The organism is Streptomyces sp. NBC_01506, assembly GCF_045040295.1.
Taxonomy (GTDB): Bacteria; Actinomycetota; Actinomycetes; order Streptomycetales; family Streptomycetaceae; genus Streptomyces.
The window spans coordinates 5959721-5976135 of the sequence record NZ_CP109422.1 but is presented as its reverse complement, the minus strand read 5'-3'; the positions used below and the strand labels follow the sequence as shown (position 1 = coordinate 5976135).

Below are 16415 nucleotides of genomic sequence, written 5' to 3'. Positions count from 1 at the left end.
AGGCGGCTACGGTCCTCCGAGCTGCGGTATGCCTCCTCTCTCGGCGTGCGGCGGTCCGGTCCACGGCCCGCCGTCCCAGCCCCCGCTCCTGATGGGCCCCGACCCCGTCCCGCTGGTGTCCTTCTCGGCCAACTGCGGGATCGAGTCCGACTGGAACTACCTCTGCAACGCGGGCAACGGGCTCATGACCTCGGGCGCCTACCTTCAGGAAGGCTTCGGCAAGGCGGGCGCGGTGACCTCGAAGGCCAAGGCGGACATGCGCTCCAACCGCCAGTCGGCCCAGGTCCTGAAGTCCATGAGGAGCCAGCCTGGTGTCGCCCGGGTGGGCGCGATCGGAAGCAGCAAGGGGATGCAGTTCGCCGGCCGGGGACTGCTCGTCGGAGGTATCGCCTTCACCGGTTACTCCAACTACCAGTCCACCGGGGGCGATATCCCGCTGACGGTCGCTGAGACGGCGGTCAACACCGCCGTGGTGCTCGGCGCCACCAAGGTGGGCGCCACTCTCGGGGCGTCCATCGGGGGATTCGCCGGACCCGCCGGATTCGTCGTCGGTGGAGCGATAGGCGCGGCGGGCGGAGCCGTCGCGGGAATCTTGTCGACGGGCACCGTCAACAACGCGATGTCGAAGGGCTGGAAGGAAATGAAGGGCTGGTTCGGCTGACAGCCGGACAGCCGAAGGGTGCCGGGTGGGCTCCCGGGGCGATGTAATAGCCTCGAAGCCCGCCCGGCAGCTTCCTCCCCCCGGAAGGCAGGAGGGAGGCTTGAGCACGCTGGAAGGAACACGTGGTGGCGTACTTCATCGGATTCTTCTTCTTGACCGGGTCCGGCTTCATGACCTGGCGGGTGACACAGCTCTGGCGCGATCCGGGGCTGGTCGGCCACTTCGTGGACACGTTCGCGTTCCTGCCGTTCGGCGCGGAGGCCAAGCGGGGCGAAGTCCGCTCCCTCGCGCTCACCACCGCCTCGCTCTGGGGCATCACCGTCCTGTTCCTGATGGGCGCCACCGACATGGAGCTGGGCGGCCCGGCGGTTGTGGTCTTCGCCGTCGCGGTGCTCGTGGTGCTGCTCTGTCTGCTGGCGGAGTTGAGTGTCGTCCTGTTCAACGCGCCGAAGTTCGTCGTGCCGCCCCACATGCGTGCGGACCCGGGTCTGCTGGCCGCGCGCCGGGCGCGCCGGACAGCCGGTCCGAATCGGCTCGAGCCGTGAGGTGACGACCTCCCCGGCGGTGGCACGCACCCGCGCACGAGTGGCTGGTGCGCTGGTCGCCTTCCTGATCCTGTCGCCGTTCCTCGTGTGGCCGCCGGCGGCGGCGGGCCTGATACCACGCGGCGCGATCATGGTCTGCGGCTTCGCCGGGGGGATCATCGGCGTCTTCCTGCTCCAGGAGCTGTGCCGGGAGTGGCGGCTGATCCGCTGCACGATGTCCGCGGTGACCGCCCGCACGCTCACCGGCGAGCGGACCGTGGACCTCCAGCGGCTCACGAGCGTGCGGCTGCACATCGGCTTCAGCTACGGGGGCGCCCATTACACCGTGGTCGTACGCGACGCGGAAGGTGTGCGCCTGGGGCTCACCACCGACAGGACCCTGGGGGCGCTTCGACGCGCGGTCCGGCGGATACCCGTCGGCAGCGACACGGCACCGCGCGTCAGCCCGGCAGCACGCGCCTTTCTGGACGGCGGGCGGAGCGGGCGCGTGACCACCCACACCGTGATCGGTTTCCTGCTCGTGGCCGTGGCCATCACGCTGTACGTGGCGGCGGTTCTGCGGCTCGCGGTCGGGTAAGCCCTGTCCGGCGGGCGGGTTACCGGCGAGCGGGCCTCCCTCAGCCGTTCCGCGTCTCTAAGGCGGGCGCACCGGCCCTGAGGAACCCCGCAGACAAAGAGGGGGGATAGCCCCACTGTTCCGTGGGCCCCCGGCTTCGTACCGTTATGGCTATGGAAGCCCGCGACCCGGAGCTCAAGAAAGAGCTCGACGCCACCCTTCAGGCCCGCAGAGAGCTGGGGCCCGAGTACGAGTCCGCGCTCATCGAGTCGTTCCTGGAGAAGCTCGATCAGCGCGTCGACAGCACGACGGACCGCCGTGTCCGGCGTCAGCTCGCCGAGCAGCAGATGGTGGTCGCCCGCGGCGCCCGCCTGCCCACCGCCGAGGAGACCTTCGGCGCGCGGTACGGCTTCGGGATCATCTCGCTGGTCCTGGCCATCCCGCTCTCCGCGATAGCCGTGGTGCAGGGGGAGCTGGCCGGTCTGTGCGTGGCCTGGCTCGGCATCGTCGCGGTGAATGTGGTGCAGGCGGCCGGCGGGGTGCCCTGGGCGCGCAAGCGCTCGCGCGAGTCGAAGCAGTCGTCCGACTGGGAAGACTGAGCCACAGAGCGCGTCGGCCGGTCCGCGGGCGGACCGGCCGATGGCGAAAAGAAGTGGTCGCGAGGACCGCCGCACCCCCGTTTCCGGAGGGCGGGACGACGGCGGTCCCCGCGAGGGACCCGGGCCGGGTCAGTACCGGCACCGTGTCCTGGCGTCCTGTGGGTCCGGGAGCCGCTCCGGAGATCACTGACGCCGACAACAACCACTGTGGCCGAGCCGTGTTAAGTGCGTGCTGCGCGTAGATGTCGCGCTGGTACCACTTTCACGAAGGGCTGCACGGCCCCACTGCGGCTCCCCGGCACCGTTGGCGTCGCACGCGTTTACGCGTCCTTGGCGTCCTTGGCGTCCTTGGCCAGGAACGCGAGCAGGTCCTGGCGGCTCACCACACCCGTCGGCTTGCCTTCCACCAGCACGATCGCCGCGGCGGCGGCGTTCGCACCGCTCAGCGCGGTCATCAGGTCGGCCACGGGCTCACCGGAGCCGACCTGCGGCAGCGGGCCCGACATGTGCTTGTCCAGCGGGTCGCCGAGCGAGGCGCGCTGCGCGAACAGCGCGTCGAGCAGATCGCGCTCCACCACGGAGCCGATGACCTCCGCCGCCATGACGTCCGGGTGGCCTGCGCCGGGCTTCACGATCGGCATCTGCGAGACGCCGTACTCACGCAGGACCTCGATCGCCTGACCGACCGTCTCCTCGGGGTGCATATGAACGAGCGAGGGAAGGGCGCCGCCCTCCTTGTACCGCAGGACATCACCGACCCGCGGGGCGTCCCCCGCCTGCTCCAGGAAGCCGTAGTCGTTCATCCACTCGTCGTTGAAGATCTTGCTGAGGTAGCCCCGGCCGCTGTCGGGGAGCAGCACGACCACCACGTCGTCGGGGCCCAGCCGCTCGGCGACCCGCAGCGCCGCCACGACCGCCATGCCGCAGGAGCCGCCGACCAGCAGGCCCTCCTCCTTGGCGAGGCGTCGCGTCATCTGGAAGGAGTCCTTGTCGGACACGGCGACGATCTCGTCGGTGACGGTCCGGTCGTACGCGCTCGGCCAGAAGTCCTCGCCGACACCCTCGACCAGATACGGCCGGCCGGAGCCGCCGGAGTAGACGGATCCCTCGGGGTCGGCGCCGACGACCGTGACGCGCCCCTCGCTGACCTCCTTGAGATACCGGCCGGTGCCGGTGATCGTGCCACCCGTGCCGATGCCGGTGACGAAGTGGGTGATCCGCCCGTCCGTCTGCTTCCACAGCTCGGGACCGGTGGACTCGTAGTGCGAGCGCGGGTTGTTCGGATTGCTGTACTGGTCGGGCTTCCAGGCGCCCGGCGTCTCACGCACCAGCCGGTCGGAGACGTTGTAGTACGAGTCGGGGTGGTCGGGGTCGACCGCCGTGGGGCAGACGACGACGTCCGCGCCGTACGCCCGCAGTACGTTGATCTTGTCCGTGGAGACCTTGTCGGGGCAGACGAAAATGCAGTGGTAGCCCTTCTGCTGGGCCACGATCGCCAGTCCGACGCCGGTGTTGCCGCTCGTCGGTTCGACGATCGTGCCTCCGGGCAGGAGTTCGCCGCTCTCCTCCGCCGCCTCGATCATGCGCAGGGCGATCCGGTCCTTCACCGAACCGCCCGGATTGAAGTATTCGACCTTGGCCAGGACCGTCGCCTGGATACCCGAGGTCACATTGCCCAGCTTCAGCAGCGGGGTATTGCCAACCAGACTGATCATCGAGTCGTGGAATTGCACCGTTGTCTCCGGGGTCTCCGTGATGGTCCGGCCAGCGTATGCGTACACGGAAGGGATTGGGTCACGCCCGTTACGGGGCAATTACCTCTTGCTGGTCTTATCGCAGTGCATGAACGGCTACAGCGTGTGTACGGCTAGAGGGAGGTGACCCGGACTGTGTCGAGAGCGCGGGTGGCACGGCGGATCGCGGCGGGTGCCGCCTACGGCGGGGGGAGCGTCGGCCTGCTGGGAGCGGCGGGGGTCGGCCTGGTCCTGGCCGAGGTCCAACTGGCGAAACGGTCCGTCGGCGGCGGTACGGCGCCGATCCCGCCCCGGGGCAACGGCTGGTACGGGCTGGCGTACGGGCACACGGACCCCGTCCGGATGGGCATCCTCGGTGACTCCACGGCGGCCGGCCAAGGGGTGCGGCGGGCGGGCCAGACACCGGGAGCACTCCTCGCCTCGGGCCTGGCGGCGGTGGCGGAGCGCCCGGTCGACCTGCGGAACGTGGCACAGCCGGGGGCCCAGTCGGACGATCTGGAACGCCAGGTGACGCTCCTGCTGTCGGACGCGTTCCGGACCCCGGACGTCTGCGTGATCATCGTCGGCGCGAACGATGTCACCCACCGGATGTCGGCCACCTCCTCGGTCCGCTATCTCGCGGCGGCGGTCCGGCGGCTGCGGACGACGGGCGCGGAGGTCGTCGTCGGCACCTGTCCCGACCTGGGGACGATCGAGCCGGTGTACCAGCCGCTGCGCTGGCTGGCCCGCCGGGTGAGCAGGCAGTTGGCGGCGGCCCAGACGATCGTGGCGGTCGAGCAGGGCAGCCGTACGGTCTCGCTCGGCGATCTGCTGGGGCCCGAGTTCGCGGCGAATCCCCGGGAGATGTTCGGCGCCGACAACTACCACCCGTCGGCGGAGGGGTACGCGACGGCGGCGATGGCCGTGCTGCCGACGCTGTGCGCGGTGCTGGGCCTGTGGCCGGAGACGGACCATCTGGACGCCGCGCGCGACGAGGACATGCTGACGGTCGCGAAGGCGGCTTCGGCGGCGGCGTCCGAGGCGGGCACGGAGGTCACGGGCGCGCGGGCGCCGTGGGCGCTGCTCAAGCACCGCAGGCGCAGGCGCCTGCCGGCACCCGAGCCGACCCAGACGGAGCCGTCGCCCGCGCCGCCGCCTCCCAAGGAGGGCGCCAACCGCCCATGACGCGGGGCGCGCCCGTCCTCAATCGCCGGACGGGCTGGATTCGCCGCGCCGTCCGGCGGGCACCTCAAGCCCGACCGGCGATTGAGGACAGAGCGCGTCACCCGCCCGGCAATCCACGACGAACCGGACCCCCGCAACCCGCCGGGAGCCGCACGTCACACGTCCGGCCCGGTGACCTCGGCCGTACGTGCGGGTAACTTCACCTGACGGCACTACCGCCGCACCGCCACCGCACCCGCCCCTCTGGAGCCGTGATGCCCGAAGCCGTGATCGTCTCTGCCGCCCGCTCCCCCATCGGCCGGGCCTTCAAGGGCTCCCTGAAGGAGCTGCGGCCCGACGACCTGACCGCCACCATCATCGAGGCCGCGCTCGCCAAGGTCCCCGGGCTCGACCCGCACGACATCGACGACCTGATGCTCGGCTGCGGCCTCCCCGGTGGCGAGCAGGGCCACAACCTGGGCCGGATCGTCGCCGTACAGATGGGGATGGACCACCTCCCCGGCTGCACGATCACCCGCTACTGCTCCTCCTCGCTCCAGACGTCCCGCATGGCGCTGCACGCCATCAAGGCCGGTGAGGGTGACGTCTTCATCTCCGCCGGTGTCGAGATGGTGTCGCGCTCCGTCAACGGCTCCAGCGACGGCATGCCCGGCACCCACAACCCACTGTTCGCCGACGCCGAGGCCCGTACGGCCACCGTCGCCGCCTCCGAGGGCGCCGGCTGGCACGACCCGCGCGAAGACGGCCTGCTCCCCGACGCGTACATCGCGATGGGCCAGACCGCCGAGAATCTGGCCCGGCTCAAGGGGATCACCCGCCAGGAGATGGACGAGTTCGGCGTACGGTCCCAGAATCTCGCCGAGGAAGCCATCAAGAACGGCTTCTGGGAGCGCGAGATCACCCCCGTCACCACGCCCGACGGCACGGTGGTCGCCACGGACGACGGCCCCCGCGCCGGCGTCACCCTGGAGGGCACGCAGGGCCTCAAGCCCGTCTTCCGCCCGGACGGAATGGTCACGGCCGGTAACTGCTGCCCGCTCAACGACGGCGCCGCCGCCCTCGTGATCATGTCGGACACCAAGGCGCGCGAGCTTGGCCTGACCCCGCTGGCCCGGATCGTCTCCACCGGCGTCTCCGCCCTCTCGCCGGAGATCATGGGGTACGGCCCGGTGGAGGCCAGCAAGCAGGCGCTGCGCCGCGCGGGACTGGGCATCGGCGACATCGACCTGGTGGAGATCAACGAGGCGTTCGCCGCGCAGGTCATCCCGTCGTACCGGGCGCTGGGCGTCGACCTCGACAAGCTGAACGTCAACGGCGGCGCGATCGCCGTCGGCCACCCCTTCGGCATGACGGGCGCGCGGATCACGGGCACGCTCATCAACGGGCTCCAGTTCCACGACAAGCAGTTCGGTCTGGAGACGATGTGCGTCGGCGGCGGCCAGGGCATGGCCATGGTCATCGAGCGGCTGAGCTGAGCCGGAGCGGAGGGTAGGGGCGGCCCGAGGGACGAGGGCGGCACCTGCCCGAAGCGGTGGCGAAGCGAACGCGACCAAACAGATCGAGCGGCTGAGCTGAACCGGAGCGGAGGGTAGGGGCGGCCCGAGGGACGAGGGCGGCACCTGCCCGCAGCGGTGGCGAAGCGAACGCGACCAGACAGATCGAGCGGCTGAGCTGAACCGCGCCGAACCCCGTCGATCCCCAGTCGTGACTCAATCTCCCCCAGGATGTGACCTACCTCCTGGGGGAGACCCATTTACGCTGGTCACGGCTGTAATGGGGCTCAGCCTAAGGCCGAAAGACCTGTCCAATTCATGACGTAATGCACTGCCGACGTGCGCGCCCCCACGACAAGCTGATGTAGGAAGTCGGGGGACCATTGAAGACCGGGAGTAAGTCAGTGAGCGCCATGTCTATTGCCCTGCTGCTCACCACGGCCACCGCCACGGCCGTGGGCGTCGCCGCCCTGCACGCCGCTCATGGCCTGCGGCGAGAGGTCACAGCCCTGCGCGGCGAACTGTCCCTGGCGAATCCGGGCGGCCACGCCGCCGTACCGCAGGCACGCTGCTCCGGCGAATCGGGCGCGGCCGTCGCCACGTCCACCGAGGACATACGGCTGGCGGTCGCCGAGGCCCTGGCCGAGGAGCGCGAGCGGGAGCTGGCCGAGGCGCGTGCCTTCTGGGCCGCGCAGGAGGCCCGCGACGCCACCGACGCACCGTCCCTGCTGGGCGGCCTCGCCGGACCCGGCACGGAGGACGGCCCGTTCTACGTGCCGCGCCAGGCCGATTTCGTGGGCCTGGAGTCGCTGGACCTCGACGCGCTCGACCGCGCCGACCGGGCCCGCCGGGTCACGGACGACGACTACGACGACCTCGCGGAGCTGGCGGAACTCGCCGAGCTGCGGGAGCACCCCGACCGCGCCGACCTCGACGGCCACGCCGAGAGCGCCGGCCTCGGGGACTACGAGGACCTGGATGACCTCGGGGACTACGACGGACTGCCCGAGCTGAGCGAGGTCAGTGAGGTCAGTGAGGTCACCGAGATCGGCGACTTCGCCGAGGACTCCGCGGAGCTGGCCGCCGCCCGCCGCCGGCACCCCTCGCACCCGGACTTCGTCCCGGTCCGTACCCCGGTCGTCACCGACCACGAGCGCACGGTCGCGCGGCTCGAGGAGCTGGCCGACGCCCGTACCGCGCTCGCCGACGTCCGCCCCGGCCCGCTGGGCACGCTGGACGTGTACGTCTTCACGGACGGTACGACGCTCTGCATGACCCCGGGCCACCGCGAGACGGCCGAACGCCTCGCGGGCGCGCTGCGCGCCGGTGGTACGCCGTTCCTGTTGGGCGGCTCCGGAATCTCGGGGGCGTACGCCCTCACGTTCTCGTGCGGCGCGAACGGCGTGACCGCCGGCGCGGACGACGAGACGACCGGCGAGACGACCGGCGACGCGGAAAACCCCGCAGGCGCCGGGAACGTGAGTGCGACGGGTGACGGCGCCGCCGACGACCACATCTACATCCTCGCCGACCGGGTCATAGCCTCGCTCTAGCGACCGCCCGCTCCACCGCCCTTACGGCCTCGTCCAGTTCTGCCACGGATGGGGCCGTTCTCAGTGCCTCGGCCAAGTCGCCCGCCGCGACGGTGAGTTGATCGGCGACGACGAAGACACCGGCATCCGGCATGATCCTCGGCGGCCGGCGCACACCGTCGTCCGGCGCGTCCAGGCGCTGGGCGCGTACGGACAATTCCCTGGCCAGAGCCAGCCCTTCGGCCGCGGCCCCGCGCTGCAACCTGCTCTGCGGGGCTGCCCGCAGCCGGTCGGCGAATCGGTCCACGGCGGCGGTGAGGCGCGTCGTATCAAGCACGCCGCGACCCTACGCGCCCCGGGGCCGGTCCTGTGGATCTTGCCGAACTGTTGCCAACGGGCGAACGCTCAGGCACGGTGACGTGAAGGACCAGTACGTGAAGCAGCGTCCGGAGGCGCCGATGTCCCTTGTTTTCTCCGAAGAGACCCATCGCAACCTGCTGTCCCGTATCCCGCACTGCACCGGTCGCGAGATCTCCGACTGGCTCCGCACGGTCGACGAAGGTCCCGCCCTCTTCCGCTTCGACGAGAAGGTCGCCTGGCTCCGCGGCGAGCACGACCTGGCGTACGGGCACGCGAAGGCGATCATCCACGAGCACGACCTGAGGCGCGCGGCACGCCGCCTCGGCTGACCCTGACCTGACTGACCTGACTGACCTGACTGACCTGACTCCGACCTGACCGGGCCGATACGCCGAAGGGGGGCCACGGGCTGCTGCCCGTGGCCCCCCTTCGCGGTCACCCCGCGGTTAGTCGTTACCGCTCAGGATCGAGAAGAGACGCAGCATCTCCAGGTAGATCCAGACCAACGTCATGGTGAGGCCGAAGGCCGCCATCCAGGACTCCTCGCGCGGCGCGCCGTACGTGACGCCGTCCTCGACCTGCTTGAAGTCGAGGGCCAGGAAGCACGCGCCGAGGATGATGCCGATGACACCGAAGAGGATGCCGAGGCCGCCGCTGCGGAAGCCGAGGCCGTCACCGCCGCCGAAGACGCTGAACAGCAGGTTGGCGACCATGAGGAGCACGAAGCCCATCGCGGCGGCCATCACGAAGCCGTAGAAACGGCGTGTGACGCGGATCCAGCGCATCTTGTAGGCGATCAGCACACCGGCGAAGACCGCCATCGTGCCCATCACCGCCTGGACGACCACGCCCGGCGAGAGGTAGGTGCTGACCGCGCTGCTGATCACGCCGAGGAAGACGCCCTCGAACGCGGCGTAGCCCAGGATCAGCGCCGGGACCGGCTTGCGCTTGAACGACTGGACGAGCGCCAGGACCAGGGCCACCACGGCCGCGCCGATGGCGATGCCGTACGACTTGCCGAGGTTGTCCTGGTCGACCGGGAGCAGGACCCAGGCGAGGACGGCGGTGAGGACGACTGTGCCGAGCGTCGACGCGGTGCGCGTCACGACGTCGTCGATCGTCATGACCCCGGCGCGGGCGGGCGCCTGCGGGCCGGCGCCGCCGTACTGACCGTCGGTCTGCGGAGCGTAGGGGTTCGTGGCGTACGGATTGGTCGCGTACGGGTTCTGCGCGTACGGGTTCTGCGCGGTTCCTACGGCGGGGCCCCCGGCCTGCGGCGCCGCGTTGAAACCCGCTTGGCCGTTGTCGCGACTGAAGCCCCGTCGCGAGAAGACCGGGTTGCTGCTCCTCATCTCACTCCTCCATGGCGGCCACCCTGCGCGGCCTTGGCACAAGAGTAATGCGGGAGCAAAGGGAACACCCTAGTGCCCCAGGAGGATCTTTCCTCGATTGTGACGAGACTCCCACCGGGCCCCGTGACCACCCGTGGGCGGGGCCCGGTGGGCAGGACGGCCGGCGCCGCCCAGTTGTCACCCGGATTCGCTGTCCTGCCAGCCGATTTCCGGCGTGGGGCCTGTCGACAGGAAGGTCGATGTCAGTGGCGCGCCCGCCAGGGTGTCCTTCTGCGTGTGCTCCAGCACGGTGCTGCTGGCCGGATCCACGACGAGGATGTGGTCCGCGGACGGGTGCCGCCACTTCACAGCGGTGCCCTGCCGTCCCTCGCTGTCCTTGACCGGTCCGATGAGTTCTACGCCCCGCATGCCCGCGAGGACCTCGAAGAGGGCCGCGCGCACGTCCGGGCCCGTCGGTGCGGTGGCGAGAAGGTTCACGATGCCGTTGTAGATCTCGCGGTCGCCGTCGGTGGAACCGCGCAGGAGCGTGGCTTTCAGTTTCCTTGGGTCGGTGGGCAGTTCAGCCAGTTGATCCCAGGTGATCCGCTGCGGCCCCACCTCCCAGAAGGTCTGCTTGCCCAACTGTTCGTCGACGACGCAGTGGTCGCCCTGGCAGGCTTCCCCGTCCTCAGTCTTGGACCGAGTGATGGAGTTGCGGCTGTACCAGGTCGTGCCCTCCCCAATCGCCCCCGAGCGATAGGTGTCGCGGCTGTGCACCTTCCAGTACCGGGCCTGGGGAGCGGGCTTCTCGCCCGCCACGACCGCGACGTCCCGCAGGAAGGTCGCCGCGTTCGCGCTGGAGGATGGCGGCGTGCCGCCCATCTCGGCCACCGGCAGGACGAGCATCCCGGCGACCACCGCGGCCACCGCGACCGCCGACACCATGAAGCGGCGCCTGCGCCGGCCACGCCGAACGGTCGTAACGGCCGTAACGGCCACGCCATGAGACCCGTCCCGGGACACGTCCCAGCCCATATCCTGAGCCACGGCCTTCCGTACGGCCCTGTGAGCGGCGTCGACAGCCGCCGCGCCCGCCGGCCCCACCTGTCCGGCCTCGCGCAGCGCCTCGGCACCGGCGAAGTCCAGGAAGTCAGGTTCGAGATCGGGTCCGTCGCCGTCAGTGGTCATGGTCATGCGAGGTCTCCTGTCCGGGAAAGCGCGGTGGCCGGTTCAAGCGCCTCGCGCAGACGTGCGCGGGCGCGGTGCAGTCGGGACCGGGCGGTGCCGGCGGGGATGCCGATCACGGCCGCCGCCTCGGTCGGGGTGAGCTGTTCCCAGGCGACGAGGAGCAGCAATTCGCGCTCCGCGTGCGGGAGTTCGTCCAGCGTGCGGCGTATCGCGGGTGCGACCGCGGCGGCATCCAGCCGTTCGTCCACCGCCTGCCACGGATCGGTGACGGCGTGGCCGTCGCCACCGGCCGTCGCCGGCCGTTCCGGCGGAACGCGCCGCCAGTGCGCGGCCAACACGTTCCTGGCCACTCCGAAGAGCCAGGTGCGAGCCGTGCCACGGGTGGCGTCGAAAGAGGTGCGGCTCGTGTACGCCTGGAGCCAGACCTCCGCCAACAGGTCGTCCGCGACGGCGGGCGCCCGGCGGGCCAAATAGCTGTGCAGGGCATGGGCATGGTGCTCGACCAGCGGCTCGAAGGCCACGGGGTCACGCGCCGAGCGCGACAGCAGTTCGTCGCCGTCCGGTTCCATAGAGTCCCCTCCTGTGGCAGCGCGGTCGCGGCCACACCCCGTACTTGTCGACGGGGACCCCGAGCGTTCGGCCCCCGTTGCCCGGAGGGGCGGCCGGCCACGCGTCAGCATGCCCGGCGATACGACGAGTTCCGGCCCCGGTCCCGCCGGGGCGTCGGCCGGTGGCGCTTCCGCGGGTCTCCGAGGGCCCTGGAAGGGGGCTCCGGCGGCGTCGGACCGGAGACCGGGAAATCGGCAGATTGACGCGCACTCGACAAGATGATCAAGGGGTTGAGCTGCGGGTTAGTCGCTTTCCGTAGCTGACTATTCGTCAAGAGCTTTACTCTTCAACCGAGTTGGCCCATCGAGCCGATCCGCAGGCACGTTTCGGCAGCACTGTGCCCCAGAGGCAAAAAACCGGGTAAAAAGCGATCTTCGCAGGTCAGCACACGTACAGAGAGTGTGCCCGGAACCGGACTTGAACCGGTACGCCCCAATTGGGGCAGCGAGGTTTAAGCTCGCCGTGTCTGCATTCCACCATCCGGGCGTACGCGGCTCCGCGTTGGCTCACGAGCCTATCCGGGAGGACCCCTCGGACGGCCGAGTACTCAGTCGATCCTGTCTGATTTTATTGGCACCTGAGGGAGTGTCAGCCCTGGTAACTGGCCATCGGCACATGCCGGAAGCAGGACGAAGGTCTTGATACGACCCTCGGGATATGACGGAAACTCGCCGCTCTCTGTCTACTATTCGCCACTCCCCGCACACGGATTGCGCACACCCGTCGTTCGTGTGACAAGACGGCGATCGGATGACGGCGGTGGCGACAGAAGGACGACGACGGTGACGACGGAAGGACGACGACGGAAGTACGACGGCGGTTGACGACAGGAGTGATGACGGGAGTAAGGGTCGACGTCATACCGGAGGAGGACGGGGCGGCCTGCCGGTCCGACCCGAGAGGGCCAAAGGAACGGGCATGCGGGGTGACGACTCCCCGCCGGACGGCGGAGAGGATGAAGTCAATCCACCACACGCCCCCTGACAGGAGCCCCACCCGTGACGACCATGCCTCTCCTCCGCGCCAGCGCCGTGGCGGCCCACGCCTCCGCCCTGTCCAAGGTCTACGGGCAGGGTGAGACGCAGGTCGTCGCCCTCGACCAGGTCACCGTCGACTTCCGGCAGGGGCAGTTCACCGCGATCATGGGTCCCTCGGGGTCCGGCAAGTCGACCCTGATGCACTGCGTGGCCGGCCTCGACAGCTTCAGCAGCGGCTCGGTACGCATCGGCGACACCGAGTTGGGCACGCTCAAGGACAAGCAGCTCACCCAGCTCCGCCGGGACAAGATCGGCTTCATCTTCCAGGCGTTCAACCTGCTGCCGACGCTGACGGCCCTGGAGAACATCACGCTCCCCATGGACATCGCGGGTCGTAAGCCCGACAAGCAGTGGCTGGACAACGTGATCACGATGATCGGTCTCAAGGACCGGCTCCACCACCGTCCCACCGCGCTCTCCGGCGGTCAGCAGCAGCGCGTGGCCGTCGCCCGCGCGCTGGCCTCCCGGCCCGAGATCATCTTCGGCGACGAGCCGACCGGCAATCTGGACTCACGGGCCGGAGCCGAAGTCCTGGGCTTCATGCGCAACTCCGTACGGGAGCTGGGCCAGACCGTCGTCATGGTCACGCACGACCCGGTGGCCGCCTCCTACGCGGACCGGGTGATCTTCCTCGCCGACGGCCGGATCGTGGACGAGATGCAGAACCCCAGCGCCGACGGTGTGCTCGACCGGATGAAAGCGTTCGACGCCAAGGGCCGTACGAGCTGACGCCGGACACCCGGCACCTCCGGCACCTCCCGTAATTCCGGCACCCCTGACACCTCCGGCCCCCTGACGCCTCCGGCCCCCTGACGCCCGACGCCCCACGCCCGACGCCTCACGCCCCACGCCCCGGCGATCCGCCCTGCCCTCCCGCGGCTCCGCCGTCCGTTCGCCCTGCCCACTTCACCTGGACTCCCACCATGTTCCGTACCGCCCTGCGTACTGTGCTCGCGCACAAGGCCCGGCTGTTGATGACCGTGCTCGCCGTGATGCTCGGCGTGGCCTTCGTCTCCGGCACGCTGGTCTTCACCGACACCCTCGGCAACGCCTTCAACAAACAGTCGGCCAAGAGCTACAAGGACGTCTCCGTCGCCGTCTCCACCTACGCCTCCGACGAGGCGGCGGCCGACGGGAAGAAGCCGGAGCCCGGACTCAGCCCGGCGACCCTCGACAAGATCGGCGCCGTCGACGGCGTGGACACGGTCACCGGCCGGGTCGAGGGCTTCGCCGGCGTGGCCGACCCGGACGGCAAGCTCATCGGCAACGGCTGGTCCAACTCCGGCACCAACTTCTCCCCCGGCGAGGACGGCAAGGACGCCGCCTACGACTTCACCCAGGGCGCCGGGCCCACGAAGGCCGGCGAGATCGCACTCGACAAGTCCACCGCGTCCCGAGGTAAGTACGAGGTCGGCGAGACCGTGCGCGTCTCCACCAACGGGCCGGTGAAGGAGTACACCCTCTCCGGTGTCTTCACCACCGAGGACGGCGCGGTCAACGCGGGCGGCAGTCTGGTGCTCTTCGAGACGGCGGTCGCCCAGAATCTCTATCTGGAGCCGGGCTTCTTCCAGAACGCCACCATCACGGCGGCCCCCGGCGCCTCCGACACGAAGATCCTCGACGCGGTCGTGCCGCTGCTGCCCAAGGACGCCGAGGCCCAGACCGGCGCGCAGCTCGCCGACGAACAGGCGCAGGACATCGAGAGGGAACTCAGCGGTATCAACCAGATGCTGCTCGCCTTCGCGGCCGTCGCGCTCTTCGTCGGCATCTTCCTGATCTCCAACACCTTCACCATGCTCGTCGCCCAGCGCACCAAGGAGCTGGCGCTGCTGCGCGCCGTCGGCGCCTCGCGCCGCCAGGTCAAGCGCTCGGTGATGGCCGAGGCGCTGGTCGTGGGCGTGTTCGCGTCCGCCATCGGCTTCGTGCTCGGCATCGGTCTGGCCACCGGACTGCGCGCCGCCATGGGCTCGTTCGGCGCGAAGGTGCCCGCCGGCCCGCTGGTGATCACACCGGTCGCCGTCGCCGCCGCCTTCGGCGTCGGTGTGGTGATCACCCTGATCGCCGCCTGGCTGCCCGCCCGCCGGGCCGCGAAGATCCCGCCGGTCGCCGCCATGAGCAGCGTGCACGCCGTGGCCACCACGAAGTCGCTCGTCGTACGCAACTCCATCGGCGCCGTGCTCACCCTCCTGGGCGCCGCGGCCATCATCGGAGGCGCCGCGGTCGGCAAGGACGGCAAGCTCTTGATCGGCGGCGGTGCCTTCCTGTCGCTCGTCGGCATCATCGTGCTGATCCCGCTGCTGTCGCGCCCGGTGATCGCGCTCGTACAGCCGCTGCTGAACACTGTGTACGGCGTCGCCGGCAAGCTGGCCGGGCAGAACGCGGTGCGCAACCCGCGCCGTACGGGTGCCACCGCGTCCGCGCTGGCGATCGGCCTCACGCTGGTCACCGGTCTGACCGTCATCGGTGTCACGCTCGGCCAGGCCATCGACAAGATGACCACGGACAACATCAAGGCCGACTACATGGTCACGATGGCCAGCGGCCACGGTCTCGACGAATCGGCGGTCACGGCGCTGGAGAAGGCGCCGGGCGTCAAGGCGGTCTCGCCGCAGCGGGCGTCGTATCTGGAGATCAAGGGCGAGGACACCTCCGCCTCGGGCGTGACCCCCGGAGACATCCAGCGGCTCCTCGCGCTGAAGACCGAGAGCGGTTCGCTGGACTCGCTGGAGGGTGACGCGATCGCGATGGCGTCGGACACCGCCAAGTCCAGGGGCCTGAAAACCGGCGACAGCGTGTCGGTGAAGTACCAGGACGACAAGACGGCGCGGTTGAAGATCGGCGCCACGTACGAGCCCAACGAGTTCGTCTCGCCGGTCCTGATCTCGACCGACCTGGTGGGTCCGCACGAGACGAAGCCGCACACCCCCGAGGTGTACGTGTCGATGGACGGCGGCCCGACCGAGGCCAACGAACTGGCCCTGGTGGACGCGCTGGGCGACAACCCCGCGATCAGCGTCAACGACCAGCAGGACATCAGGAACATGTTCGGCGGCATGATCAACACCGCGCTGAACATCATGTACGGGCTGCTGGCGATGGCCCTGATCATCGCGGTGCTCGGGGTCGTCAACACCCTGGCGATGTCCGTCTTCGAGCGCCAGCAGGAGATCGGCATGCTGCGGGCGATCGGCCTGGACCGCCGCAAGGTCAAGCGCATGATCCGGCTCGAGGCCGTGGTGATCTCGGTCTTCGGCGCGGTGGTCGGTGTCGGGCTCGGTACGTTCCTGGCCTGGGCGATCGGCGAGACGATCCGCGGGTCGATCCCCGGCTACGTACTGGTCCTGCCGTGGGAGCGGATCGGGATCTTCCTGGTGCTCGCGGGGCTGGTGGGCGTGCTGGCCGCGCTCTGGCCGGCGCGCAGCGCGGCGAAGCTGAACATGCTGACGGCGATCAAGACGGAGTGAGCGAGGGCCCTGGCGAGGCCCTGGTGAGGGCCTGGTGAGGGTTCTGTCCGCGAGCGCCGTACGGGCTGCCTGTGCAGCGGCCCGTACGGCGCTCGTGCGTGGGCGCCCGTGGGCGCCTGTAG

15 protein-coding genes and 1 tRNA gene are annotated in these 16415 nt (G+C 70.0%); 10 read left to right on the top strand and 6 right to left on the bottom strand.

The features are described 5' to 3' along the window. Positions 1-28: 28 nt before the first annotated feature. The 4 genes from OG329_RS26585 to OG329_RS26570 all read left to right on the top strand — a co-directional run bounded on the left by OG329_RS26585 (position 29) and on the right by OG329_RS26570 (position 2361). The gene (locus OG329_RS26585; RefSeq protein WP_405798675.1) at positions 29-661 is read left to right on the top strand and encodes a hypothetical protein; all 633 of its coding nucleotides are present in this window, start codon (positions 29-31) and stop codon (positions 659-661) included. Positions 662-786: 125 nt separating this feature from the next. Further along, a complete protein-coding gene (locus OG329_RS26580) occupies positions 787-1206 on the top strand; it encodes a hypothetical protein (protein WP_405798673.1) in 420 nt (139 codons plus the stop codon). 1 nt (position 1207) lies between these two features. Beyond that, a complete protein-coding gene (locus OG329_RS26575; RefSeq protein ID WP_405798672.1) occupies positions 1208-1783 on the top strand; it encodes a hypothetical protein in 576 nt (191 codons plus the stop codon). A gap of 152 nt (positions 1784-1935) precedes the next feature. After that, positions 1936-2361: a hypothetical protein gene (locus OG329_RS26570; protein ID WP_405798670.1), complete on the top strand. Its 426-nt coding sequence runs from the start codon at positions 1936-1938 to the stop codon at positions 2359-2361. A gap of 320 nt (positions 2362-2681) precedes the next feature. Here the strand turns inward: OG329_RS26570 and OG329_RS26565 are convergent, their stop codons facing one another. Continuing rightward, entirely contained in the window at positions 2682-4094 is a 1413-nt protein-coding gene (locus OG329_RS26565; RefSeq protein ID WP_405802025.1) for a cystathionine beta-synthase, read from the bottom strand. A 171-nt stretch (positions 4095-4265) separates the two neighbouring features. Between OG329_RS26565 and OG329_RS26560 the strand changes: the two genes are divergently transcribed. From OG329_RS26560 to OG329_RS26550, 3 genes are all read left to right on the top strand, one after another. Next, positions 4266-5279 (top strand): SGNH/GDSL hydrolase family protein, encoded by a 1014-nt coding sequence (locus OG329_RS26560; RefSeq protein ID WP_405802023.1) that lies wholly within the window; start codon positions 4266-4268, stop codon positions 5277-5279. Between the two features lie 254 nt (positions 5280-5533). After that, entirely contained in the window at positions 5534-6754 is a 1221-nt protein-coding gene (locus tag OG329_RS26555) for an acetyl-CoA C-acetyltransferase (protein WP_405798668.1), read from the top strand. 431 nt (positions 6755-7185) lie between these two features. Further along, the gene (locus tag OG329_RS26550; protein ID WP_405802022.1) at positions 7186-8325 is read left to right on the top strand and encodes a hypothetical protein; all 1140 of its coding nucleotides are present in this window, start codon (positions 7186-7188) and stop codon (positions 8323-8325) included. On the opposite strand, the gene OG329_RS26545 is transcribed toward OG329_RS26550, so the two are convergent. Further along, positions 8309-8641 (bottom strand): hypothetical protein, encoded by a 333-nt coding sequence (locus tag OG329_RS26545; protein WP_405798666.1) that lies wholly within the window; start codon positions 8639-8641, stop codon positions 8309-8311. The two genes, OG329_RS26550 and OG329_RS26545, sit on opposite strands and share 17 nt — an antisense overlap. Before the next feature lie 121 nt (positions 8642-8762). Between OG329_RS26545 and OG329_RS26540 the strand changes: the two genes are divergently transcribed. Beyond that, on the top strand, positions 8763-8993 hold the full coding sequence (locus tag OG329_RS26540) for a DUF4287 domain-containing protein (RefSeq protein ID WP_405802021.1): 231 nt from the start codon (positions 8763-8765) through the stop codon (positions 8991-8993). A 117-nt stretch (positions 8994-9110) separates the two neighbouring features. On the opposite strand, the gene OG329_RS26535 is transcribed toward OG329_RS26540, so the two are convergent. The 4 genes from OG329_RS26535 to OG329_RS26520 all read right to left on the bottom strand — a co-directional run bounded on the left by OG329_RS26535 (position 9111) and on the right by OG329_RS26520 (position 12278). Then, positions 9111-10016 (bottom strand): Bax inhibitor-1/YccA family protein, encoded by a 906-nt coding sequence (locus OG329_RS26535; RefSeq protein ID WP_405798664.1) that lies wholly within the window; start codon positions 10014-10016, stop codon positions 9111-9113. A 177-nt stretch (positions 10017-10193) separates the two neighbouring features. Then, positions 10194-11189, bottom strand: a complete 996-nt coding sequence (locus tag OG329_RS26530) for a CU044_5270 family protein (protein ID WP_405798663.1) — start codon at positions 11187-11189, stop codon at positions 10194-10196. Then, positions 11186-11752: an RNA polymerase sigma factor gene (locus OG329_RS26525; protein WP_405798661.1), complete on the bottom strand. Its 567-nt coding sequence runs from the start codon at positions 11750-11752 to the stop codon at positions 11186-11188. The genes OG329_RS26530 and OG329_RS26525 overlap by 4 nt, the downstream gene beginning before the upstream one ends. 442 nt (positions 11753-12194) lie before the next feature. Further along, positions 12195-12278: transfer RNA gene (locus OG329_RS26520), tRNA-Leu, on the bottom strand. Between the two features lie 521 nt (positions 12279-12799). Between OG329_RS26520 and OG329_RS26515 the strand changes: the two genes are divergently transcribed. Both OG329_RS26515 and OG329_RS26510 read left to right on the top strand, forming a co-directional pair. Next, positions 12800-13558 carry an ABC transporter ATP-binding protein gene (locus OG329_RS26515; RefSeq protein ID WP_405802020.1) on the top strand — a complete coding sequence of 253 codons (759 nt, stop codon included), beginning with the start codon at positions 12800-12802 and terminating at the stop codon, positions 13556-13558. 194 nt (positions 13559-13752) lie between these two features. Continuing rightward, the gene (locus OG329_RS26510) at positions 13753-16293 is read left to right on the top strand and encodes an ABC transporter permease (protein WP_405798660.1); all 2541 of its coding nucleotides are present in this window, start codon (positions 13753-13755) and stop codon (positions 16291-16293) included. The last annotated feature ends 122 nt before the right edge of the window (positions 16294-16415 follow it).

What these genes read in the sequence shown, in the direction of transcription:
- OG329_RS26585 (WP_405798675.1), top strand. Translation starts at nt 29, where the DNA reads ATGCCTCCTCTCTCGGCGTGCGGCGGTCCGGTCCACGGCCCGCCGTCC.
- OG329_RS26570 (WP_405798670.1), top strand. Translation starts at nt 1,936, where the DNA reads ATGGAAGCCCGCGACCCGGAGCTCAAGAAAGAGCTCGACGCCACCCTT.
- OG329_RS26555 (WP_405798668.1), top strand. Translation starts at nt 5,534, where the DNA reads ATGCCCGAAGCCGTGATCGTCTCTGCCGCCCGCTCCCCCATCGGCCGG.
- OG329_RS26550 (WP_405802022.1), top strand. Translation starts at nt 7,186, where the DNA reads ATGTCTATTGCCCTGCTGCTCACCACGGCCACCGCCACGGCCGTGGGC.
- OG329_RS26540 (WP_405802021.1), top strand. Translation starts at nt 8,763, where the DNA reads ATGTCCCTTGTTTTCTCCGAAGAGACCCATCGCAACCTGCTGTCCCGT.
- OG329_RS26535 (WP_405798664.1), bottom strand. Translation starts at nt 10,016, where the DNA reads ATGAGGAGCAGCAACCCGGTCTTCTCGCGACGGGGCTTCAGTCGCGAC.
- OG329_RS26530 (WP_405798663.1), bottom strand. Translation starts at nt 11,189, where the DNA reads ATGACCATGACCACTGACGGCGACGGACCCGATCTCGAACCTGACTTC.
- OG329_RS26525 (WP_405798661.1), bottom strand. Translation starts at nt 11,752, where the DNA reads ATGGAACCGGACGGCGACGAACTGCTGTCGCGCTCGGCGCGTGACCCC.
- OG329_RS26515 (WP_405802020.1), top strand. Translation starts at nt 12,800, where the DNA reads ATGCCTCTCCTCCGCGCCAGCGCCGTGGCGGCCCACGCCTCCGCCCTG.
- OG329_RS26510 (WP_405798660.1), top strand. Translation starts at nt 13,753, where the DNA reads ATGTTCCGTACCGCCCTGCGTACTGTGCTCGCGCACAAGGCCCGGCTG.